Source organism: Streptomyces sp. DH41 (genome assembly GCF_029813785.1).
GTDB lineage: Bacteria > Actinomycetota > Actinomycetes > Streptomycetales > Streptomycetaceae > Streptomyces.
In genome coordinates this window covers 1-21,840 of record NZ_JARVKY010000023.1, presented here as the reverse complement: position 1 = coordinate 21,840, position 21,840 = coordinate 1, and the positions used below count along the sequence as shown (strand labels likewise).

Genomic DNA, 21,840 nt, shown 5'->3' with positions numbered 1-21,840 from the left:
CAGCCGGACGTCTACTCGGTCGCTTCCCCGAACGCTTCCCCGAAAGCCCCCGCCTCCTGCGTCACGCCGCTGCGGTCGGTCGCCGCGTCGTCCGTGTCCGCGTCGTCCGTGTCCGCGTCGTCCCTGGGTGGGTCGAGGACGCCGCCGGTCGGAACAGGCCGCGCCCGCTGCCGTGAGGCGAGCCCGTGCGGTGGTGAGGTGAGCCCGTGCTGCAACAATGGGCCCGTGACCCGCGCTTCCCTGAACAAGCAGCCGCACGAAGTCGCCTCGATGTTCGACCACGTCGCGGAACGGTACGACCTGACGAACGCCGTGCTGTCGCTCGGCCAGGACCGGGCATGGCGCAAGGAGGTCGCCAGAGCCGTCGACGCCCGCCCCGCGCAGAAGATCCTGGACCTCGCGGCCGGTACCGCGACCTCCTCCCTGCCCTTCGCCCGCACCGGTGCCTACGTCGTCCCCTGCGACTTCTCCCTCGGCATGCTCCAGGTCGGCAAGCAGCGGCACCCGTGGCTGCCGTTCACCGCGGGTGACGGTATGAGGCTGCCGTTCAAGGACGACGTCTTCGACGCGGTCACCATCTCCTTCGGGCTGCGCAACGTGCAGGACACGGACGCGGCACTGCGCGAGATGTACCGGGTGACGCGGCCCGGCGGGCGGGTCGTCATCTGCGAGTTCTCGCACCCGACCTGGACGCCCTTCCGGACCGTCTACACCGAGTACCTGATGCGCGCCCTGCCGCCGGTGGCCCGCGCGGTGTCGTCCAACCCCGACGCGTACGTCTACCTCGCCGAGTCCATCCGCGCCTGGCCCGACCAGCCGGCGCTCGCGGAACGGCTGGGCAAGGCCGGCTGGTCCAGGGTGGCGTACCGGAACCTGACGGGCGGCGTGGTGGCGCTGCACCGGGGTTTCAAGGAGAGCTGAGGGGGCTCGAGGACCCTCAGGGCGGGCTGTAGCCGCTGAGCGGGACCCGATGAACCTAGAGGCGAGCCGAGGACCGCGCAGTAGGACGGCCCGGCCTCGCTCGGCTCCCCCGGTCCGCCCGGCTCCTTCGGTGGTCCGCCCGGCTCGGCAAGCTCCCTCCGCGGCCCGCCCCGGGGCGGGCCCGGCCGGTCCGTCGCGTGCGGGGTCAGTCCCCGCTCCCGGGCCGCCTCCCACGCGTCCACGGCCATCAGGCCGACCAGGCGCGGTACACGAACGTCGGATTTCTTGGCTACCAGGCGCACGGACGTCACCCCCCAGCGGTACCCGGCAGAGTAACTCCGCCGCGCACCGGCCGGAAGCGCCAAGTGGCTCACTGTGACAGTAGGTCACATTCCGTCATGCGCTGTGTCGCAGCGGGAGCCGGTAGCAGTGCCCCTGCTGCTGGGAGGCGGGGGTGGTGAAGACCTCGGCGAGCGTCATGCCAAGCCGCTCCGTGACCGCGATGGACCGCGTGTTGCGGGCGTTGACCATCGCGACCACCTCCGCCACACCCGCCGCCCGCACCCGCTCCAGCGTCTGCCGGGCCGCCGCCGTGACGTACCCCTTGCCCCAGTGCGCCCGCCCGAGGCGCCAGCCGATCTCGATGTCGCCCTTGGGGCCCCAGTCCTGCGGCCACGGCTGGGCGCCGGTGAAGCCGATGACCCGCCCGTCCTCGTCCACCATGGTCCACAGGCAGAAGCCGTGCTCGGCGTCGTGCCGGCGCTGGCGGGCGGTGAGTTCCTCGTAGACGGACAGCTCCGCGGACCTCCCGCCGTGGAACTCCATGACGTCCGGGTCGTCGAAGATCCGGTGCCAGGCGACGGCGTCCTCGTCGGTGGGGACGCGCAACCGTACAGCGGGGGTGGCTCGGTTCACGGGGCAGCCCTTCAGCCGGGTGATCGGTAACGCTGAATAGACTGCCCATGTCCAGTGCCCGTCGGCACGCATATTCCGAACTCTGGGGAGATCCCGCCGTGACCGAGCCCCTCTCCGACAACACCGCCGATGTGATCGTCGTGGGCGCGGGGCCAGCCGGCTCCACGACCGCGTACCACCTGGCCAAGGCCGGACTCGACGTCCTCCTGCTGGAGAAGACCGCGTTCCCGCGGGAGAAGGTCTGCGGCGACGGGCTCACCCCGCGCGCCACCAAGCAGCTCGTGGCGATGGGCATCGACATCTCCGAGGAGGCCGGCTGGCTGCGCAACAAGGGCCTGCGCATCATCGGCGGCGGCTCCCGCCTCCAGCTGGACTGGCCGGAACTCGCCTCCTTCCCTGACTACGGACTCGTCCGCAAGCGCGACGACTTCGACGAGCAGCTCGCCCGGCAGGCCCAGAAGGCCGGCGCGCGCCTGTACGAGCGCTGCAATGTCGGCGCCCCCGTCCTCGACGACCGCACCGGCCGCATCATCGGCGTGCACGCCAAGCTGGGGGAGGAGAAGCGGGAGGTCACCTTCCACGCCCCGCTGGTCGTGGCCGCCGACGGCAACTCCACGCGCCTGTCCCTGGCGATGGGCCTGCACCGCCGCGAGGACCGCCCGATGGGCGTCGCGGTCCGTACGTACTTCACCTCGCCCCGCCACGACGACGACTACCTGGAGTCCTGGCTGGAGCTGTGGGACCGCCGCGGTGCCCAGGACCGCCTCCTGCCGGGCTACGGCTGGATCTTCGGCATGGGCGACGGCACCTCGAACGTCGGCCTCGGCGTGCTCAACACCTCGGACTCCTTCAAGGAGCTGGACTGGCGCGAGGTCCTGAAGGCCTGGTGCGCGTCCATGCCGGAGGACTGGGGCTACACCCCCGACAACATGACCGGCCCGATCCGCGGCGCCGCCCTGCCCATGGCCTTCAACCGCCAGCCCCACTACACCAAGGGCCTGCTGCTCGTCGGCGACGCCGGCGGACTGGTGAACCCCTTCAACGGCGAGGGCATCGCCTACGCCATGGAGTCCGGCCAGATCGCCGCCGACGTCATCGTCCAGGCGCACGCGCGGGCCACGCCGGCCCAGCGCGAGATCGCCCTCCAGCGCTACCCGCGCGTCCTGAAGGACACCTACGGCGGCTACTACTCGCTGGGCCGCGCCTTCGTGAAGCTCATCGGCAACCCGAAGGTCATGCAGATCGCGACCCAGCGCGGCCTCACCCATCCCATCCTGATGAAGTTCACCCTCAAGATGCTCGCCAACCTGACGGACCCGACGGGCGGCGACGCGATGGACCGCATCATCAACGGACTGAGCAAGGTCGCGCCGAAGGCCTGACCAGCCTGCTCGGCCTGACCGGCCTGGTCAGTCGAGAGCCGCGGCGTTGGCGGCCCGGCGTGCGAGGACCTCCTCGCGCCGGTCCGCCGACTGCCGCAGCGCCGCCTTCCGTTCCCGGGCGGAGAGCCGGTCCAGGTAGACGTGCCCGTTCACGTGGTCGGTCTCGTGGGCGAGACAGCGGGCGAAGTAGCCGGTGCCCTCGACGAGAAGCGGCTCGCCGTCCCTGTCGAGGCCCCGCACGACGGCCCGGTCGGGCCGCGGTACGGTCACGACGGCGCCCGGCACGGACAGACACGCCTCGCCCTCGTCGAGCAGCCGCCTGCCGGACGGATCGAGGGACTCCAGCACCGGATTGACGATGTGCCCGACATGTCGGACACCGTCGTCGTCCAGGCAGTCGTAGACGAACAGGCGCAGCGCCACGCCCACCTGATTCGCCGCCAGCCCGGCCCCCTCGGCCACGTACATCGTGCGGAACATGTCGTCGATGAGCGCGGCGAGGTCCGGCCCGAACTCGGTGACGTCCCGGCACGGCTTGTGCAGCACCTCTTCGCCGACCTCGGTGACCCGCCGTACCGACCCGCGCCGGGCCTCGGGCGCGAACGGCGGGTAGGAGGCGGCGGTGGGCCGGCCCTGTACGAACACACTCGGCATGACGTTCTCTCCTCCGGCTCGTGGACGGGCCGGTGGGAGACCGGCCCGCGCCGAGCATGCCAGGAGAGGCCGAAGGGCCGCTGCCCCTGAGTGGCTGCGGCCCTTCGTGCGGATGTGTCCGCGTGGTGCGGGTGTGTGCGTGCGTGGACTACAGCACGCGCACCGCGCCGCTCGGCGGGTCGTAGTCCAGCGACGCCTTGACGACGCCGGTGGAGGAGTTCTGCGCGCCGACGAACATGCCGTCGCCGACGTAGACGCCCACGTGGTACGCGCTGCCCGCGCCGCCCCAGTACAGGATGTCGCCCGGCTGGAGGTTGCCCAGCCCGACCTGGGTGCCGGCGGTCGACTGGGACTGGGAGACGCGCGGCAGGTCGATGTTGACCGACTTGAAGGCGGCCTGCACCAGACCGGAGCAGTCCCACGAGTTGGGGCCGGTGCCGCCGGAGACGTAGGCGTCGCCGACCTGGGACTGCACGAAGGCGACGACCGCGGCGGCCGAACCGGTGGCCGTGGACGAGTTGCTGCCGATGCTGCTGCCCGAGTTGTCCGAGCTGTTGTCGGAGGACCCGGTGTCCACCGAGGCGCTCAGGGTGGCGCGCTCGGCGTTGCGGGAGGCGCGCTCGGCGGCCGCCTTGCGCTCGGCCTCCTCGGCCTTCTTCTTCTTCTCCTCCTCGGCCTTCTTCTTGGCCTCGGCGAGGTCGGTCTTGGCCTGCTTGGCGGCCTGGGCGGCGGCCGCGTCACGCTCGGCCTGCAGCTCGTAGCTCGCGGCCGCCTGCTGCGTGACGTCCGCGGACTGGGCGACCTGAGCGGCCAGGTCAGCCGTCAGGGTGGGCAGTTCGAGGGTCTGCGTCACCGGTTCGGCCGCGTGGGCCGCACCCGACGCCCCGGCCACTGCCAGGGTGCTGAGGACGCCACCGGCAACTCCGGCCCGCATCGCGATGGTCGACGCGCTGCGGCGGGGCTTCCGGTGGCTGCGTATGTGAGCGGTGTGGGACATAGGGACAACCGGTATCAGGAGCTCCTCCATACCTTCAAGAAACGTGTGCTCCGCCACAGTTGTTCAATCGAGCCTCGAATCCCGGGCGTGTCGTCTCTTATTGACGCCCTAACGGACATTGTGGGCGGCCCGTAACCAGGCTGTGATCACGGACTTTGATCGTTACGCCCGAATTGCCCCGCGCTTACCACTTGTTGGGACAGTTGGCCAAGCCCGGTTCTCAGACACCTCTCATGCGTGTGACGCAGGTCACGGAACGCTTGTCCCGTCGGCCGCGTCCATGGCGCGCGGCCGGGTCCCGTGGCGCTCGTGAACGCGTGCACGTGTCCACATCGCGTCCGCCCCTCCCTCCGAGGTGTGAACGCGTCCTCTATCAAGCCGACGAGTCCAGCGCCAATTTGCATGCAAGAGAAGCATCTTGATATTGAGACGCCCGCTGCTGCCACCCTCTGGCCAGCGGTGACGAGCGAAAATGTCACCTCTGGTGATCACCTGAACGCTTCCTGTGTGAAGATCACCGCTCATCCGACTTCATGATCGTTCGTCAGGTGGTGGAGATCACAAAGCTTGTGCAATACCCCGTGTCGCAGATCACAGAGTGGCGGGCATAGGATGCGAGGCAGTTGGGCTTGTGACCTGCTTCACATGTTCGCGATCTTCGCCGGGACGAGCGGGGCTCGTGGGGCTGTTGGGGCGGCTGTGAGTCCGCTGCAAACGCCAGCAGTCAGTGCCGACTGAGAGGAGCGAGGAGCGGTGAACGCGTATGCGCCCATCCTCGTACTGGGAGCCCTCGGGGCAGGCTTTGCGATCTTCTCCGTGGTCATGGCCACGCTGATCGGTCCGAAGCGGTACAACCGGGCGAAGCTCGAGGCCTACGAGTGCGGCATCGAGCCGACCCCCACGCCGGCCGGCGGCGGGCGCTTCCCCATCAAGTACTACCTGACGGCGATGCTCTTCATCATCTTCGATATCGAGATCGTCTTCCTCTACCCCTGGGCCGTCACCTTCGACGCCCTGGGGATTTTCGGGCTCGTGGAGATGCTGCTCTTCGTGCTCACCGTCTTCGTCGCGTACGCGTACGTATGGCGGCGCGGCGGCCTGGAATGGGACTGAGGGGCCTTTGACATGGGACTCGAAGAAAAACTGCCGAGCGGCTTCCTGCTGACCACCGTCGAGCAGGCCGCGGGCTGGGTGCGCAAGTCGTCCGTCTTCCCCGCCACGTTCGGCCTCGCCTGCTGTGCCATCGAGATGATGACCACCGGCGCCGGCCGCTACGACCTGGCGCGCTTCGGCATGGAGGTCTTCCGGGGCTCGCCGCGGCAGGCGGACCTGATGATCGTCGCGGGCCGGGTCAGCCAGAAGATGGCGCCGGTGCTGCGGCAGGTCTACGACCAGATGCCGAACCCGAAGTGGGTGATCTCCATGGGGGTCTGCGCCTCCTCGGGCGGCATGTTCAACAACTACGCGATCGTCCAGGGCGTCGACCACATCGTCCCGGTCGACATCTATCTCCCCGGCTGCCCGCCGCGGCCCGAGATGCTGATGGACGCCATCCTCAAGCTCCACCAGAAGATCCAGAGCTCCAAGCTCGGGGTGAACGCGGAGGAAGCGGCCCGCGAGGCGGAGGAAGCGGCGCTCAAGGCCCTGCCCACCATCGAGATGAAGGGGCTGCTGCGGTGAGTGACGCGAACGGCACGCCGGGTGACGCGAACGGGGTGAACCCGGAGAAGGACCTCTCCGCGGAGAACCTCCCCGGCCAGCGCGGCCAGGGCGGCGAGGAGATCCGCGTCCAGCGCGGCATGTTCGGCGCCAACAACGGCGGCGACACCTCCGGCTACGGCGGCCTGGTCCGCTCCGTCCGGCTCCCCGGGCCGGCGAGCAGGCCCTACGGCGGATGGTTCGACGAGGTCGCCGACGAACTCGAGGGCGCACTGGAGGAGCAGGGACTCCTGCCCGACAACGCCATCGAGAAGACGGTCGTCGACCGCGACGAGCTGACCTTCCACATCGAGCGGGAGCACCTGGTCCGCGTCGCCCGCACCATGCGCGACGACCCGGCCCTGCGCTTCGAGCTCTGCACCGGCGTCAGCGGCGTCCACTACCCGCACGACAAGGGCCGCGAGCTGCACGCCGTCTACCACCTGCGCTCGATCACCCACAACCGGCTGATCCGCCTCGAAGTCAGCGCGCCCGACAACGACGCGCACATCCCGTCGCTGGTCTCCGTCTACCCGACGAACGACTGGCACGAGCGCGAGACGTACGACTTCTTCGGCATCGTCTTCGACGGTCATCCGGCCCTGACGCGGATCATGATGCCGGACGACTGGCAAGGCCACCCGCAGCGCAAGGACTACGCCCTCGGCGGCATCCCCGTCGAGTACAAGGGTGCCCAGATCCCGGCTCCGGACCAGCGGAGGTCGTACTCGTGAGCAGCACACAGTCAACGTCCGCGGCTTCGGCGCGCGAGACCACCGAGGGGACCGTCTACACGGTCACCGGCGGCGACTGGGACGAGGTCGTCCAGTCCGCCGCCCGCACCGACGACGAGCGCATCGTCGTCAACATGGGCCCCCAGCACCCCTCCACCCACGGCGTGCTCCGCCTCATCCTGGAGATCGACGGCGAGACGGTCACCGAGGCCCGCTGCGGCATCGGCTACCTGCACACCGGCATCGAGAAGAACCTCGAGTACCGGACCTGGACGCAGGGCACCACGTTCGTGACGCGCATGGACTACCTGACGTCGTTCTTCAACGAGACGGCGTACTGCCTGGGCGTCGAGAAGCTCCTCGGCATCGAGGACGAGATCCCGGACCGGGCCTCGGTCATCCGGGTCCTCCTGATGGAGCTGAACCGGCTCTCCTCCCACCTGGTGTGCGTCGCCACCGGCGGCATGGAGCTGGGCGCCACCACGGTCATGATCTACGGCTTCCGTGATCGTGAACTGATTCTCGACATCTACGAACTCATCACCGGCCTGCGGATGAACCACGCGTACATCCGCCCGGGCGGACTCGCCCAGGATCTGCCGCCCGGCGCGGTGGACCAGATCCGCGAGCTCATCAAGAAGCTGAGGAAGAACCTCCCGGAGTACGACAAGCTCTTCACTGGGAACCCCATCTTCAAGGCCCGTATGCAGGACGTCGGCCACCTCGACCTGGCCGGCTGCATGGCCCTCGGCGCCACCGGCCCGATCCTCAGGTCCACCGGCCTGCCGCACGACCTGCGCAAGACCCAGCCGTACTGCGGCTACGAGACGTACGACTTCGACGTCCCGACCGCCGACACCTGCGACTCCTACGGCCGCTTCCTGATCCGGCTGGAGGAGATGCGCCAGTCGCTCCGGATCGTCGAGCAGTGCCTGGACCGGCTCCAGCCCGGCCCGGTCATGGTCGCCGACAAGAAGATCGCCTGGCCCGCCCAGCTCGCCCTGGGACCGGACGGACTGGGCAACTCCCTCGACCACATCAAGAAGATCATGGGCACCTCCATGGAGGCCCTGATCCACCACTTCAAGCTGGTCACCGAGGGCTTCCGCGTCCCGCCTGGCCAGACCTACACGGCGGTCGAGTCACCCAAGGGCGAACTCGGCGTGCACGTCGTCTCCGACGGCGGCACCCGCCCCTTCCGGGTCCACTTCCGTGACCCGTCCTTCACCAACCTTCAGGCCATGGCGGCGATGTGCGAGGGCGGCCAGGTCGCCGACGTCATCGTCGCGGTGGCGTCCATCGACCCCGTGATGGGAGGCGTCGACCGGTGACCACCTCTTCTTCGGAGCGGGGCGTCAGCCTGGGCATGCCGGAACTGCCCGCGCCCGCCTACCCGGACGACGTCCGGGCCCGGCTGGAGACCGACGCGCGCGAGGTCATCGCCCGCTACCCGGACTCCCGGTCCGCCCTCCTGCCCCTGCTGCACCTGGTGCAGTCCGAGGAGGGGCACGTCACGCGCACCGGGATGCGGTTCTGCGCGGACATGCTGGACCTCACCACGGCCGAGGTCACCGCGGTCGCCACCTTTTACACCATGTACCGGCGCAGGCCGAGCGGCGACTACCAGGTCGGCGTCTGCACCAACACACTGTGCGCGGTCATGGGCGGCGACGCGATCTTCGAGTCCCTCCAGGAGCATCTGGGCGTCGGCAACGGCGAGACCACCGAGGACGGCAAGGTCACCCTGGAGCACATCGAGTGCAACGCGGCCTGCGACTTCGCGCCGGTCGTGATGGTCAACTGGGAGTTCTTCGACAACCAGACCCCGGCGAGCGTCAAGAGCCTCGTCGACGACCTGCGCGCGGGACGGCCGGTGACGCCCACGCGCGGTGCGCCGATCTGCACCTTCAAGGAGACCGCCCGGATCCTGGCGGGCTTCCCCGACGAGCGGGACGGCGCCGTCGCGGCCGGCGGCAGCGCGGGTCCCGCCTCCCTGGCCGGGCTGAAGCTGGCCAAGGGCGAGGCGTCCGCCGCGCGCGTGGTGCACCCGCGGGACGGCGGACCGCACGACGCGCCGCAGGACCGGGCCGTGCACGACCCGTCCCCGACGGAACACCTGAGCTCGCACGACGCGCCGCAGGACACATCGGCATCCGACCCTTCCAACCCGGCAGGGCCTACCGCCGAGGAGGGGGAGTGATGACCGTGGCAGCCGAGATCAAGGGCACCAGCCCGGAGAAGCTGCTCGCACCCGTGCTGTCGGCCTTCTGGGACGAGGACGAGTCCTGGACTCTGGACGTCTACCGGAGGCACGAGGGGTACGAGGGGCTCCGCAAGGCGCTGGCGATGTCGCCGGACGACCTGATCGCGTACGTCAAGGACTCCGGTCTGCGCGGACGCGGCGGCGCGGGGTTCCCGACGGGGATGAAGTGGCAGTTCATTCCCCAGGGGGATGGCAAGCCTCACTATCTAGTTGTCAACGCCGACGAGTCGGAGCCGGGGACCTGCAAGGACATCCCGCTCCTCTTCGCGAACCCGCACAGCCTCATCGAGGGCATCGTCATCGCGTGTTACGCCATCAGGTCTTCGCATGCCTTCATCTACCTGCGTGGTGAAGTCGTCCCAGTGCTGCGGCGGTTGCACGAGGCCGTGCGCGAGGCCTACGCGGCCGGCTTCCTCGGCGAGAACATCCTGGGCAGCGGACTCGACCTCACACTCACCGTGCACGCGGGCGCGGGCGCGTACATCTGCGGTGAGGAGACCGCACTGCTCGACTCGCTCGAAGGCCGCCGGGGTCAACCGCGGCTCCGTCCCCCCTTCCCTGCCGTCGCGGGCCTCTACGCGTGCCCGACTGTGGTGAATAACGTCGAGTCGATCGCATCGGTTCCCGCGATCCTGAACAAGGGCAAGGACTGGTTCAGGTCGATGGGCAGCGAGAAGTCCCCGGGCTTCACGCTCTACTCGCTCAGCGGACACGTCGCGGGCCCCGGCCAGTACGAGGCCCCGCTCGGCATCACGCTGCGCCAGCTCCTCGACATGAGCGGCGGCATGCGCCCCGGTCACCGGCTGAAGTTCTGGACACCGGGCGGCTCCTCGACGCCGATGTTCACCGAGGAACACCTCGACGTCCCCCTCGACTACGAAGGAGTGGGCGCCGCGGGTTCCATGCTCGGCACGAAGGCACTCCAGTGCTTCGACGAGACGACCTGCGTCGTGCGCGCCGTCACGCGCTGGACCGAGTTCTACGCGCACGAGTCCTGCGGCAAGTGCACACCGTGCCGTGAAGGGACGTACTGGCTGGTCCAGTTGCTGCGCGACATCGAGGCCGGCAAGGGCCGGATGTCCGACCTCGACAAGCTGAACGACATCGCCGACAACATCAACGGCAAGTCCTTCTGCGCCCTCGGCGACGGTGCCGCCTCGCCGATCTTCTCCTCGCTCAAGTACTTCCGCGAGGAGTACGAGCAGCACATCACGGGCCGCGGCTGCCCCTTCGACCCGGCCAAGTCGACGGCCTGGGCCGACCGCACGGAGGTGAAGGCATGACTGTGACCACCAACGCCCCCTCGGGCGGAGGAGAGGCGGCGGTCCCGCCGGAGGACCTGGTATCGCTGACCATCGACGGCGTCGGGATCAGCGTGCCCAAGGGCACCCTGGTCATCCGGGCCGCCGAACAGCTCGGCATCGAGATCCCCCGGTTCTGCGACCACCCCCTCCTCGACCCGGCCGGCGCCTGCCGCCAGTGCATCGTCGAGGTCGAGGGCCAGCGCAAGCCCATGGCGTCGTGCACCATCACCTGCACCGACGGAATGGTGGTGAAGACCCACCTCACCTCACCCGTCGCCGAGAAGGCCCAGCACGGTGTGATGGAGCTGCTGCTCATCAACCACCCGCTGGACTGCCCGGTCTGCGACAAGGGCGGCGAGTGCCCCCTGCAGAACCAGGCCATGTCGCACGGCCAGGCCGACTCCCGCTTCGAGGGCAAGAAGCGGACCTACGAGAAGCCCGTGCCGATCTCCACGCAGGTGCTGCTCGACCGTGAGCGGTGCGTGCTGTGCGCCCGCTGCACCCGGTTCTCCAACCAGGTCGCGGGCGACCCGATGATCGAGCTGATCGAGCGGGGCGCGCTCCAGCAGGTCGGCACCGGCGAGGGCGACCCCTTCGAGTCGTACTTCTCCGGCAACACCATCCAGATCTGCCCGGTCGGCGCGCTCACCTCGGCGGCGTACCGGTTCCGCTCCCGCCCCTTCGACCTGATCTCCTCGCCGTCCGTCTGCGAGCACTGCGCCGGCGGCTGCGCGACCCGCACCGACCACCGGCGCGGCAAGGTCATGCGGCGCCTGGCGGCCAACGATCCGCAGGTCAACGAGGAGTGGATCTGCGACAAGGGGCGCTTCGGGTTCCGGTACGCGCAGCAGCGGGACCGGCTGACGACGCCCCTGGTGCGCAACGCCGAGGGCGACCTGGAGCCGGCCTCCTGGCCGGAGGCACTGCAGATCGCCGCGCAGGGACTGCTCGCCTCGCGGGGCCGCACCGGTGTCCTGACCGGCGGGCGGCTCACCGTCGAGGACGCCTACGCGTACAGCAAGTTCGCGCGCGTGGCCCTCGACACCAACGACATCGACTTCCGCGCGCGCGTGCACAGCGCCGAGGAGGCCGACTTCCTGGCCTCCCGGATCGCCGGACGCGGCCACGACCTCGGGGGCGGCTCCCGGACCGAGTCCGGGCAGGCCACGGGAGTCACGTACACCACGCTGGAGAAGGCGCCCGCCGTCCTGCTGGTCGGGTTCGAGGCCGAGGAGGAGGCGCCCGGCGTCTTCCTGCGGCTGCGCAAGGCCTGGCGCAGGCACGGGCAGAAGGTCTTCGCCCTGGCCACGCACGCCACGCGCGGCCTGGAGAAGGCCGGCGGCACCCTGCTGCCCGCCGCTCCGGGCACCGAGACCGAATGGCTGGACGCCCTCGCGAGCGGTGTCGGCCTGGAGGCCGGTGGCGCCCAGGCCGCGGAGGCGCTGCGCGCCGAGGGAGCCGTGATCGTCGTCGGCGAGCGGCTGGCGGCCGTGGCCGGCGGCCTCACCTCCGCCGTACGGACCGCTGCCGCGACCGGCGCCCGGCTGGTGTGGATCCCGCGCCGGGCCGGGGAGCGCGGCGCGATCGAGGCGGGTGCGCTGCCGTCGCTGCTGCCGGGCGGGCGCCCGGCGACCGACCCGCGCGCGCGTGAGGAGGTCGCCGCCGTCTGGGGCCTGGCCGACCTGCCGCACCGCTACGGCCGCGACACCGGCGAGATCGTCGAGGCCGCGGCCCGCGGAGAACTCCAGGCACTGCTGGTGGCGGGCGTCGAGGTCGCCGACCTGCCCGACCCGGCACGCGCGCGTGCGGCACTCGCCGAGGCCGGCTTCGTGGTGTCGCTGGAGCTGCGGCCCAGCGAGGTCAGCGAACTCGCCGACGTCGTGCTGCCCGTCGCCGCGGTCGCCGAGAAGGCCGGGACCTTCCTGAACTGGGAGGGCCGGGTGCGGTCCTTCGAGGCCGCGCTCAAGCCCGACCAGATGACCCGCCGCCTCGCGCCCGCCGACGCCCGTGTGCTCCAGATGCTGGCCGACGCCATGGACGTACACCTGGGCCTGCCGGATCTGCGCACCACGCGCGCGGAGATCGACCGGCTCGGTACCTGGGACGGGCCGCGGGCCGGCGAACCGCTGGGGAGCGCGAGCGCCCTGCCGAGGCCGGCCGCCGGAGAGGCCGTACTGGCCGGGCACCGGCTGCTGCTCGACCAGGGCCTGCTCCAGCTGGGCGACGAGGCGCTGGCCGGCACCCGGCATGCCGCACACGCGCGCGTGTCGGCCGCCACGGCCGCCGAGGCGGGCGTCAAGGACGGGGACCTGCTGGCCGTGACCGGCCCCGCCGGAGCCGTCGAACTCCCGCTGCGGATCACCGACATGCCCGACCGGGTGGTCTGGCTCCCGCTGAACTCCGCCGGCACCGGCGTCGCCTCCGACGCCGGGGTGCTGCCCGGAACCCTCGTCCGCATCGGTCCGGCGACGCTCGCGGGCGTGGCCCCCAAGGAGGTGGAGGCATGAGCCCGTACCTCGCCGCTGAAGACCTCTCGATGTTCGGCACCGACCCCTGGTGGCTGGTCGTCATCAAGGCGGTGTTCTGCTTCGCCTTCCTGATGGTGACCGTGCTCTTCTCCATCGTGTGGGAGCGCAAGGTCGTCGCCTGGATGCAGCTGCGCATCGGCCCGAACCGGAACGGCCCCTGGGGCATGCTCCAGTCGCTCGCCGACGGCATCAAGCTGATGCTCAAGGAAGACGTCATCGTCAAGCGCGCCGACAAGGCGGTGTACGTCCTCGCGCCGATCGTCGCGGCCGTCCCGGCCTTCATGGCGATCGCGGTGATCCCCTTCGGGCCGGCCGGCAACGAGATCTCGATCTTCGGTCAGCGCACCACGATGCAGCTCACCGACCTGCCGATCGCGATGCTGTTCATCCTGGCGGTCGCCTCGGTCGGCATCTACGGCATCGTGCTCGCGGGCTGGAGCTCCGGCTCCACCTACCCGCTGCTCGGCGGACTGCGGTCCTGCGCGCAGATGATCTCCTACGAGATCGCGATGGGCGCCGCGTTCGCCTCGGTGTTCCTCTACTCGGGGTCGATGTCGACCTCGGAGATCGTCGCCCAGCAGAACGACCGCTGGTACATCGTGCTGCTGCCGGTCTCCTTCATCCTCTACATCGTCACGATGATCGGCGAGACCAACCGCGCCCCCTTCGACATGCCCGAGTCCGAGGGCGACCTGGTGGGCGGCTTCAACACCGAGTACTCGTCGATCAAGTTCGCGATGTTCATGCTCGCCGAGTACGTGAACATGGTGACGGTCTCGGCGGTCGCCACCACGCTGTTCCTCGGCGGCTGGCGGGCCCCCTGGCCCATCAGCACCTTCTGGGAGGGCGCCAACCACGGCTGGTGGCCCCTGCTCTGGTTCGTGGTCAAGGTCCAGTTGCTGCTGTTCTTCTTCATCTGGCTGCGCGGCACCCTCCCCCGGGTCCGTTACGACCAGCTGATGAAGCTCGGCTGGAAGGTCCTCATCCCGGTCTCCCTGGTCTGGCTGATGCTGGTCGCGACCGTGCGGGCCCTCAGGAACGAGGGCTACGACTTCACCGACATCGCCCTCTACATCGGCGGCGGCGTCCTGGCCCTGCTGGTGCTGTCCTTCGTCGTGGACATGTACCGGGAGAAGGGCAAGCGGGCCGAACCGCCCGCCGAGGAACCGGCCGCCTTCGACCCGATGGCCGGCGGGTTCCCCGTACCGCCGATGCCCGGACAGGAGTTGCCGCCGGTGCCCAGGCGCCGTCCGCGCCGGGAGCGGGAGCTGATTGTCAGTGGTGGGCCCGATACTCAGAGTGACGGATCTGTGGGTGGATCCACGGATGGAAAGGAGGCGTCCGATGGCTGAGGAACCCAAGGAGACCGACCCCGGTTTCATGAACCCCGTGGCCGGCTTCGGCGTGACCTTCAAGGCCATGTTCAAGAAGCGGCTGACCGAGCAGTATCCGGAGCAGCGGAAGACCACCGCACCGCGCTTCCACGGACGGCACCAGCTCAACCGCCATCCGGACGGCCTGGAGAAGTGCGTCGGCTGCGAGCTGTGCGCCTGGGCCTGCCCCGCCGACGCCATCTACGTGGAGGGCGCGGACAACACGGACGAGGAGCGCTACTCCCCGGGCGAGCGGTACGGCCGCGTCTACCAGATCAACTACGCCCGCTGCATCCTGTGCGGCCTGTGCATCGAGGCGTGCCCCACGCGCGCGCTGACGATGACCAACGAGTTCGAACTGGCCGACTCCAGCCGCGCCAACCTCATCTTCACCAAGGAGCAGCTGCTGGCCGGCCTGGAGGAGGGCATGGTCGACTCGCCCCACTCCATTTATCCCGGGACGGACGAGCAGGACTACTACCGGGGCCTTGTCACCGAGGCCGCGCCCGGCACGGTCCAGCAGGTAGCTCACTCCAAGGGCGAGGTCGTCCAGGAGGGCGACTCGACCTTCGGCGGGACCGAACCGGCGTCGGAGGAGGTGATCCGCCGATGACCGGGCAGCTCGCCGCCGCGGCGACTCTCTCCGCCGGCACCTCCACCGGAGAGGCCGTCCAGTTCTGGATCCTCGGCACCGTCGCGGTGATCGGCGCCCTGTGCACCGTCTTCATGAAGAGGGCCGTGCACAGCGCGCTCTGCCTCGCCGGGACCATGATCATCCTGGCGGTGTTCTACCTCGCCAACGGCGCGTACTTCCTCGGCGTGGTGCAGATCATCGTCTACACCGGCGCGATCATGATGCTGTTCCTGTTCGTGGTGATGCTCGTCGGTGTCACCGCGGCGGACTCCCTCAAGGAGACCATCAAGGGCCAGCGCTGGCTGGCCCTGCTGTCCGGGCTCGGCTTCGGCATCCTGTTGATCGCCGGCATCGGCAACGCGTCCGTCACGGAGTTCAGCGGCCTGGCCCAGGCGAACGCGAACGGCAACGTGGAGGGCCTCGCCTCCCTCATCTTCACCAAGTACGTCTTCGCCTTCGAGATCACCGGCGCCCTGCTCATCACGGCCGCAGTCGGCGCCATGGTGCTCACCCACCGCGAGCGCACCGAACGGGCGGCGACCCAGCGCGAGCTGGCCGAGCGGCGCGTCCGCGAAGGCAAGCACCTGCCGCCGCTGCCCGCACCCGGCGTGTACGCCCGGCACAACGCGGTCGACATCGCGGGCCTGCTGCCCGACGGCACCCCGTCCGAGCTCACCGTCAGCAGGACGCTGCGCGAGCGGGGCCAGATCCGTGACGTGTCGATGGAGGCGCTGGGCGATCTGAAGGCGCTGGAGCAGCGGTCCGAGGAGCGTCTGGAGCGCAAGGCGGTCGATCCGGCCGACTCCGAGCGGTCCGAGGAGGCGTCGAAGTGAACCCCGTCAACTACCTCTACCTCGCGGCCCTGTTGTTCACGATCGGTGCCACCGGCGTGCTGATCAGGCGCAACGCGATCGTGGTCTTCATGTGCGTCGAGCTCATGCTCAACGCCTGCAACCTCGCGTTCGTCGCCTTCTCCCGGATGCACGGCAACCTCGACGGCCAGATCATGGCCTTCTTCACGATGGTCGTCGCCGCCGCGGAGGTCGTGGTCGGGCTCGCGATCATCGTGTCCCTGTTCCGTTCCCGCCACTCGGCCTCGGTCGACGACGCCAGCCTGATGAAGCTGTGAGGGGTCGCTGAATCGTGGAGAATCTCATTGCGCTGCTGGTGGCGGCGCCCCTGCTCGGAGCGGCGGTCCTGCTGTGCGGCGGACGACGGCTGGACGCCGTCGGCCACTGGATCGGCACACTGCTGGCCGCCGCGTCCTTCGTGATCGGTGTCGTCCTCTTCACCGACATGCTCGGCAGCGGCGCCGAGGACCGCAGCCTGACGCAGCACCTGTTCAGCTGGATCCCGGTGGAGGGATTCCAGGCCGACGTCGCCTTCCGGCTCGACCAGCTGTCGATGACGTTCGTCCTGCTGATCACCGGCGTCGGCTCGCTCATCCACCTGTACTCGATCGCGTACATGGAGCACGACGAGCGCCGCCGCCGCTTCTTCGGCTACCTGAACCTGTTCCTCGCGGCGATGCTGCTGCTCGTCCTCGCCGACAACTACCTGCTGCTGTACGTCGGCTGGGAGGGCGTCGGTCTCGCCTCCTACCTGCTGATCGGCTTCTGGCAGCACAAGCCCAGCGCCGCCACCGCCGCGAAGAAGGCCTTCCTGGTCAACCGCGTCGGCGACATGGGCCTGTCCATCGCGATCATGCTGATGTTCCTGTGGTTCGGCACCTTCGCCTTCGGGCCGGTGCTCGGCGACCACGGAGAGGCCGGACTCGCAGGCGGAGCCGACGAGGGCAAGCTCACCGCGATCGCGCTGATGCTGCTGCTCGCCGCCTGCGGCAAGTCCGCCCAGGTGCCGCTGCAGTCCTGGCTCGGGGACGCGATGGAGGGCCCGACCCCGGTCTCCGCCCTCATCCACGCCGCGACCATGGTGACGGCGGGCGTGTACCTGATCGTCCGCTCCGGCGCCATCTTCAACGGCGCGCCCGACGCGCAGCTGGTGGTCACCATCGTCGGCGCGGTCACGCTGCTGTTCGGTGCGATCGTCGGTTGTGCCAAGGACGACATCAAGAAGGCACTGGCCGGCTCGACCATGTCGCAGATCGGCTACATGGTGCTGGCCGCCGGACTCGGCCCCATCGGCTACGTCTTCGCGATCATGCACCTGGTGACGCACGGCTTCTTCAAGGCCGGGCTGTTCCTCGGCGCCGGTTCGGTCATGCACGGCATGAACGACGAGGTCGACATGCGCCGCTACGGCGGACTGCGCAAGTACATGCCGGTCACGTTCGTCACCTTCGGCCTCGGCTACCTGGCCATCATCGGCTTCCCGGGTCTGTCCGGTTTCTTCTCCAAGGACAAGATCATCGAGGCGGCGTTCGCCAAGGGCGGCACCGAGGGCTGGATCCTCGGCGCCTGCGCCCTGCTGGGCGCGGCCCTCACGGCGTACTACATGACGCGCGTGATGCTGATGACGTTCTTCGGCGAGGAGCGCTGGCGCAACGCCCCGACGCCGTCGCCCGCGAAGCCCGACGTGGAGCCCGCCGCCGAGACACGCGGCGAGACCGATTCCGGACATGCCGCTGCCGCGGCGGGCCCGCCGCACCCGCACGAGTCGCCGGGGCTCATGACGATCCCGATGATCGTGCTCGCTTTCGGCTCGGTGTTCGCGGGTGCCTTCTTCGGCGTCGGAGACCGCTTCCTGCACTGGCTGGAGCCCATCACCGGACACGACCACGGCCACGCGCCGATCAGCGCCCTGACGGTCACCGTCTCCACGGTCGCCGTCATGGTGATCGGCGTCGCGGCCGCCTGGGCGCAGTACGGCCGCCGTCCGGTGCCGGCCGTCGCCCCGCGAGGGTCGCTGCTCACCCGGGCCGCCCGGCGCGACCTGCTCCAGGACGACTTCAACCACGTCGTCCTGGTCCGCGGCGGCGAGCACCTCACGCGCTCCCTGGTCTACGTAGACCACTCCCTGGTCGACGGGGTCGTCAACGGCACGGCGGCCTCGGTCGGCGGCCTGTCCGGGCGGATGCGCAAGCTGCAGAACGGGTTCGCGCGCAGTTACGCGGTCTCGATGTTCGGCGGTGCGGCGGTCCTCGTCGCCGCGACCCTGCTGATGAGGGCGGTCTGATACCGATGTCCTTTCCCCTGCTGACAGTCACGGCGGCGCTGCCGGCCGTCGGGGCGATCGCCACGGCAGCCGTGCCGGCCGCGAAACGCACCGCGGCCAAGTGGCTGGCGCTGCTGGTCTCGCTGGCCACGCTCGCGCTGGCGGTCACGGTCCTGATCCGCTTCGACCCCGACGGCGACCGCTACCAGCTCACCGAGTCCCACTCCTGGATCGCGGAGTTCGGCGTCCGGTACGAGCTGGGCGTGGACGGCATCGCGGTGGCACTGATCGCGCTGACCGCCCTGCTGATCCCGTTCATCATCCTCGCGGGCTGGCACGACGCCGACCCGCTGGAGACCGGCAGCAGCCGGTGGCGGCCGACGCAGGGCTTCTTCGCCCTGATCCTGGCCGTCGAGGCGATGGTGATCATCTCCTTCGAGGCCACCGACGTCTTCCTCTTCTACATCTTCTTCGAAGCCATGCTGATCCCGCTGTACTTCCTGATCGGCGGCTTCGGGGACCGGGCCCACGAGCACGGCGAGAAGACGGCCGCCACCCAGCGGTCGTACGCCGCCGTGAAGTTCCTCCTCTACAACCTGGCCGGCGGCCTGATCATGCTGGCCGCGGTGATCGGGCTCTACGTGGTCGCCGGGAACTTCTCGCTCACCGAGATCGCCGAGGCCCGGGCGAGCGGCGAGCTGAACATGGCGACCAGCACGGAACGCTGGCTGTTCCTCGGCTTCTTCATCGCCTTCGCCGTGAAGGCGCCGCTGTGGCCGCTGCACACCTGGCTGCCCAACGCCATGCAGGAGTCCACCGCCCCGACCGCCGTGCTCATCACGGCGGTCGTCGACAAGGTCGGCACCTTCGCGATGCTCCGCTTCTGCCTCGGCCTGTTCCCGGAGGCGAGCAAGTGGGCGACGCCGGTCGTCCTCGTCCTGGCGGTCATCAGCATCATCTACGGGGCGCTGCTCGCGGTCGGCCAGCGCGACATCAAGCGACTGATCGCCTACGCGTCGATCTCCCACTTCGGCTTCATCATCATGGGCATCTTCGCGATGACCAGCCAGGGCCAGTCCGGCGCCACGCTGTACATGGTCAACCACGGGATCTCGACCGCCGTCCTGATGCTGATCGCCGGTTTCCTGATCTCGCGGCGCGGATCGCGGCTCATCGCCGACTACGGCGGAGTGCAGAAAGTCGCCCCGGTGCTCGCCGGCACCTTCCTGATCGGCGGCCTGGCGACCCTCTCCCTGCCGGGTCTCGCGCCCTTCGTCAGTGAGTTCCTGGTCCTGGTGGGCACCTTCACGCGCTATCCGGTGATCGGCATCATCGCCACCTTCGGCATCGTCCTCGCCGCGCTCTACACCCTCGTCCTCTACCAGCGGACGATGACGGGCCCGGTGAAGCCCGCGGTGTCCGCGATGCCCGACCTGCGGGTGCGTGAGCTGGTGGTCGTGGCGCCGCTGGTGGCACTGCTGATCGGCCTGGGCGTCTACCCGAAGCCCCTCACGGACATCGTCAACCCCGCGGTGGAGCAGACCATGTCCGACGTACAGAAGAAGGACCCCGAGCCTGAGGTGGAGGCGGCCAAGTGAGCGCAACAGCCGTCCACAGCCTGTGGACAACGGCGGCGGCCGACCCGATCTCGAAGATCGACGCACCGAAGATCGAGTACGGGCAGCTGTCGCCCGTGCTCATCGTCCTCGGCGCGGCGATCATCGGAATCCTGATCGAGGCCTTCGTGCCGCGCAGAGCCCGCTACCACGTGCAGACGTTCGTGTCCGCCGTCGCGCTCGTCGCCGCCTTCGCCGCGGTCGTCGCGCTCGCGGCGGGCGGATACGGCACGACCAAGGCGGGCATCGCGGCGATGGGCGCCATCGCCGTCGACGGACCGGCCCTGTTCCTTCAGGGCACGATCCTGCTGGCGAGCCTGGTCGGCCTCTTCACGTTCGCCGAACGGCGCCTCGACCCGGAGGCGCACGGCAACCGCGTCGACTCCTTCGCCGCGCAGGCCGCGTCCGTACCGGGCAGCGAGAGCGAGCAGAAGGCGGTGAAGGCCGGGTTCACCACCACCGAGGTGTTCCCGCTGCTGCTCTTCGCCGTCGCCGGCATGCTGGTCTTCCCGGCGGCCAACGACCTGCTGACGCTCTTCGTGGCCCTGGAGGTCTTCTCCCTCCCGCTCTACCTGCTGTGCGCGCTGGCCCGCCGCAAGCGGCTGATGTCGCAGGAGGCGGCCGTCAAGTACTTCCTGCTCGGCGCCTTCGCCTCCGCGTTCACCCTGTTCGGCATCGCCCTGCTCTACGGCTACGCGGGCTCCATGTCGTACGGCACGATCGCGCAGGTCGTCGACGGCACCGTGCAGAACGTCACTCCGGCGCTCGCCGACACCATGGGCAACGACGCGCTGCTGCTCGTCGGCTCCGCGCTGATCGTCATGGGCCTGCTGTTCAAGGTGGGCGCGGTGCCGTTCCACATGTGGACGCCGGACGTGTACCAGGGCGCGCCGACACCGGTGACCGGCTTCATGGCGGCGGCGACCAAGGTGGCGGCCTTCGGCGCGCTGCTCCGCATCCTCTACGTCGTTCTGCCCGGCCTGCGCTGGGACTGGCGGCCGGTGATGTGGGGCGTGGCGATCGTCACCATGCTGGCCGGCGCGATCGTCGCGATCACGCAGACCGACATCAAGCGGCTGCTGGCGTACTCGTCGATCGCGCACGCGGGCTTCATCCTCGCGGGTGTCATCGCCACCACGCCGGACGGCGTCTCGTCCGTCCTCTTCTACCTGGCCGCGTACTCCTTCGTGACGATCGGCGCCTTCGCGGTCGTCACGCTGGTGCGCGACGCGGGCGGCGAGGCGACGCACCTGTCGAAGTGGGCCGGGCTCGGGCGCAGGTCGCCGCTGGTGGCGGCCGTGTTCGCGGTGTTCCTGCTGGCCTTCGCGGGCATCCCGCTGACCTCCGGCTTCTCGGGGAAGTTCGCCGTGTTCAAGGCGGCGGCGGAGGGCGGTGCGGCCCCGCTGGTCGTGATCGGTGTGATCTCGTCGGCGATCGCGGCGTTCTTCTACATCCGAGTGATCGTCCTGATGTTCTTCAGCGAGCCGCGCCCGGAGGGCCCGACCGTCGCGGTGCCGTCACCGCTGACGATGACGGCGATCGGCGTCGGTGTGGCGGTCACGGTGGTGCTCGGAGTGGCACCGCAGTACTTCCTGGATCTGGCGGGGCAGGCGGGGGTGTTCGTGCGCTGACGCGGCGCTCGCGCCTCTGTGGCAGCGGCCCGGCATCCTCTCGGGGATGCCGGGCCGCTGCCGGGTGTGGGGGGGC

At 69.7% G+C, this 21,840-nt stretch carries 19 protein-coding genes; 16 read left to right on the top strand and 3 right to left on the bottom strand.

The features are described from left to right. Positions 1 to 225: 225 nt before the first annotated feature. A complete protein-coding gene (locus tag QC283_RS30250; RefSeq protein WP_279564915.1) occupies positions 226 to 921 on the top strand; it encodes a demethylmenaquinone methyltransferase in 696 nt (231 codons plus the stop codon). A 396-nt stretch (positions 922 to 1,317) separates the two neighbouring features. Here the strand turns inward: QC283_RS30250 and QC283_RS30245 are convergent, their stop codons facing one another. Beyond that, positions 1,318 to 1,836 (bottom strand): GNAT family N-acetyltransferase, encoded by a 519-nt coding sequence (locus QC283_RS30245; protein ID WP_279564914.1) that lies wholly within the window; start codon positions 1,834 to 1,836, stop codon positions 1,318 to 1,320. Positions 1,837 to 1,883: 47 nt separating this feature from the next. Between QC283_RS30245 and QC283_RS30240 the strand changes: the two genes are divergently transcribed. Further along, positions 1,884 to 3,218, top strand: a complete 1,335-nt coding sequence (locus QC283_RS30240; protein ID WP_279564913.1) for a geranylgeranyl reductase family protein — start codon at positions 1,884 to 1,886, stop codon at positions 3,216 to 3,218. A 27-nt stretch (positions 3,219 to 3,245) separates the two neighbouring features. Here QC283_RS30240 and def read toward each other — a convergent pair whose 3' ends face one another. Continuing rightward, entirely contained in the window at positions 3,246 to 3,872 is a 627-nt protein-coding gene (def, locus tag QC283_RS30235; protein ID WP_279564912.1) for a peptide deformylase, read from the bottom strand. Positions 3,873 to 4,020: 148 nt separating this feature from the next. Next, positions 4,021 to 4,869, bottom strand: a complete 849-nt coding sequence (locus QC283_RS30230) for a C40 family peptidase (protein WP_279564911.1) — start codon at positions 4,867 to 4,869, stop codon at positions 4,021 to 4,023. Positions 4,870 to 5,622: 753 nt separating this feature from the next. Here QC283_RS30230 and QC283_RS30225 point away from each other — a divergent pair. From QC283_RS30225 to nuoN, 14 genes are read left to right on the top strand one after another with little or no spacing between them, the layout of a single operon-like run. After that, positions 5,623 to 5,982 carry an NADH-quinone oxidoreductase subunit A gene (locus QC283_RS30225; RefSeq protein ID WP_003974383.1) on the top strand — a complete coding sequence of 120 codons (360 nt, stop codon included), beginning with the start codon at positions 5,623 to 5,625 and terminating at the stop codon, positions 5,980 to 5,982. A gap of 12 nt (positions 5,983 to 5,994) precedes the next feature. After that, positions 5,995 to 6,549, top strand: a complete 555-nt coding sequence (locus QC283_RS30220) for a NuoB/complex I 20 kDa subunit family protein (RefSeq protein ID WP_018528252.1) — start codon at positions 5,995 to 5,997, stop codon at positions 6,547 to 6,549. Beyond that, complete coding sequence (locus tag QC283_RS30215; protein WP_279564910.1) at positions 6,546 to 7,301, top strand: NADH-quinone oxidoreductase subunit C; 756 nt, start codon at positions 6,546 to 6,548, stop codon at positions 7,299 to 7,301. Before QC283_RS30220 ends, QC283_RS30215 begins: the two co-directional genes overlap by 4 nt. Next, positions 7,298 to 8,632: an NADH-quinone oxidoreductase subunit D gene (locus QC283_RS30210; RefSeq protein ID WP_279564909.1), complete on the top strand. Its 1,335-nt coding sequence runs from the start codon at positions 7,298 to 7,300 to the stop codon at positions 8,630 to 8,632. Before QC283_RS30215 ends, QC283_RS30210 begins: the two co-directional genes overlap by 4 nt. After that, entirely contained in the window at positions 8,629 to 9,501 is an 873-nt protein-coding gene (gene nuoE, locus QC283_RS30205) for an NADH-quinone oxidoreductase subunit NuoE (protein WP_279564908.1), read from the top strand. The genes QC283_RS30210 and nuoE overlap by 4 nt, the downstream gene beginning before the upstream one ends. Next, positions 9,498 to 10,847, top strand: coding sequence for an NADH-quinone oxidoreductase subunit NuoF (nuoF, locus tag QC283_RS30200; RefSeq protein WP_279564907.1), 1,350 nt, complete (start codon positions 9,498 to 9,500; stop codon positions 10,845 to 10,847). The genes nuoE and nuoF overlap by 4 nt, the downstream gene beginning before the upstream one ends. Next, positions 10,844 to 13,375: an NADH-quinone oxidoreductase subunit G gene (locus QC283_RS30195; protein ID WP_279564906.1), complete on the top strand. Its 2,532-nt coding sequence runs from the start codon at positions 10,844 to 10,846 to the stop codon at positions 13,373 to 13,375. Before nuoF ends, QC283_RS30195 begins: the two co-directional genes overlap by 4 nt. Next, positions 13,372 to 14,748, top strand: a complete 1,377-nt coding sequence (gene nuoH / locus QC283_RS30190; RefSeq protein WP_279564905.1) for an NADH-quinone oxidoreductase subunit NuoH — start codon at positions 13,372 to 13,374, stop codon at positions 14,746 to 14,748. Before QC283_RS30195 ends, nuoH begins: the two co-directional genes overlap by 4 nt. After that, positions 14,741 to 15,382: an NADH-quinone oxidoreductase subunit NuoI gene (nuoI, locus tag QC283_RS30185; protein ID WP_279564904.1), complete on the top strand. Its 642-nt coding sequence runs from the start codon at positions 14,741 to 14,743 to the stop codon at positions 15,380 to 15,382. The genes nuoH and nuoI overlap by 8 nt, the downstream gene beginning before the upstream one ends. Further along, positions 15,379 to 16,236: an NADH-quinone oxidoreductase subunit J gene (locus QC283_RS30180; protein WP_279564903.1), complete on the top strand. Its 858-nt coding sequence runs from the start codon at positions 15,379 to 15,381 to the stop codon at positions 16,234 to 16,236. Before nuoI ends, QC283_RS30180 begins: the two co-directional genes overlap by 4 nt. After that, the gene (nuoK, locus tag QC283_RS30175) at positions 16,233 to 16,532 is read left to right on the top strand and encodes an NADH-quinone oxidoreductase subunit NuoK (RefSeq protein WP_279564902.1); all 300 of its coding nucleotides are present in this window, start codon (positions 16,233 to 16,235) and stop codon (positions 16,530 to 16,532) included. Before QC283_RS30180 ends, nuoK begins: the two co-directional genes overlap by 4 nt. 14 nt (positions 16,533 to 16,546) lie before the next feature. Then, positions 16,547 to 18,538, top strand: coding sequence for an NADH-quinone oxidoreductase subunit L (nuoL, locus tag QC283_RS30170; protein WP_279564901.1), 1,992 nt, complete (start codon positions 16,547 to 16,549; stop codon positions 18,536 to 18,538). 5 nt (positions 18,539 to 18,543) lie between these two features. Next, entirely contained in the window at positions 18,544 to 20,115 is a 1,572-nt protein-coding gene (locus tag QC283_RS30165) for an NADH-quinone oxidoreductase subunit M (protein ID WP_279564900.1), read from the top strand. After that, positions 20,112 to 21,764, top strand: a complete 1,653-nt coding sequence (gene nuoN, locus QC283_RS30160; RefSeq protein WP_279564899.1) for an NADH-quinone oxidoreductase subunit NuoN — start codon at positions 20,112 to 20,114, stop codon at positions 21,762 to 21,764. The genes QC283_RS30165 and nuoN overlap by 4 nt, the downstream gene beginning before the upstream one ends. Positions 21,765 to 21,840: the final 76 nt, after the last annotated feature.

Bases quoted from the DNA above. Each gene is read 5' to 3' on its own strand.
- nuoI (WP_279564904.1), top strand. From the start codon at position 14,741: ATGGCTGAGGAACCCAAGGAGACCGACCCCGGTTTCATGAACCCCGTG.
- QC283_RS30180 (WP_279564903.1), top strand. From the start codon at position 15,379: ATGACCGGGCAGCTCGCCGCCGCGGCGACTCTCTCCGCCGGCACCTCC.
- QC283_RS30195 (WP_279564906.1), top strand. From the start codon at position 10,844: ATGACTGTGACCACCAACGCCCCCTCGGGCGGAGGAGAGGCGGCGGTC.
- QC283_RS30230 (WP_279564911.1), bottom strand. From the start codon at position 4,869: ATGTCCCACACCGCTCACATACGCAGCCACCGGAAGCCCCGCCGCAGC.
- QC283_RS30220 (WP_018528252.1), top strand. From the start codon at position 5,995: ATGGGACTCGAAGAAAAACTGCCGAGCGGCTTCCTGCTGACCACCGTC.
- QC283_RS30165 (WP_279564900.1), top strand. From the start codon at position 18,544: ATGTCCTTTCCCCTGCTGACAGTCACGGCGGCGCTGCCGGCCGTCGGG.
- nuoH (WP_279564905.1), top strand. From the start codon at position 13,372: ATGAGCCCGTACCTCGCCGCTGAAGACCTCTCGATGTTCGGCACCGAC.
- QC283_RS30240 (WP_279564913.1), top strand. From the start codon at position 1,884: ATGTCCAGTGCCCGTCGGCACGCATATTCCGAACTCTGGGGAGATCCC.
- def (WP_279564912.1), bottom strand. From the start codon at position 3,872: ATGCCGAGTGTGTTCGTACAGGGCCGGCCCACCGCCGCCTCCTACCCG.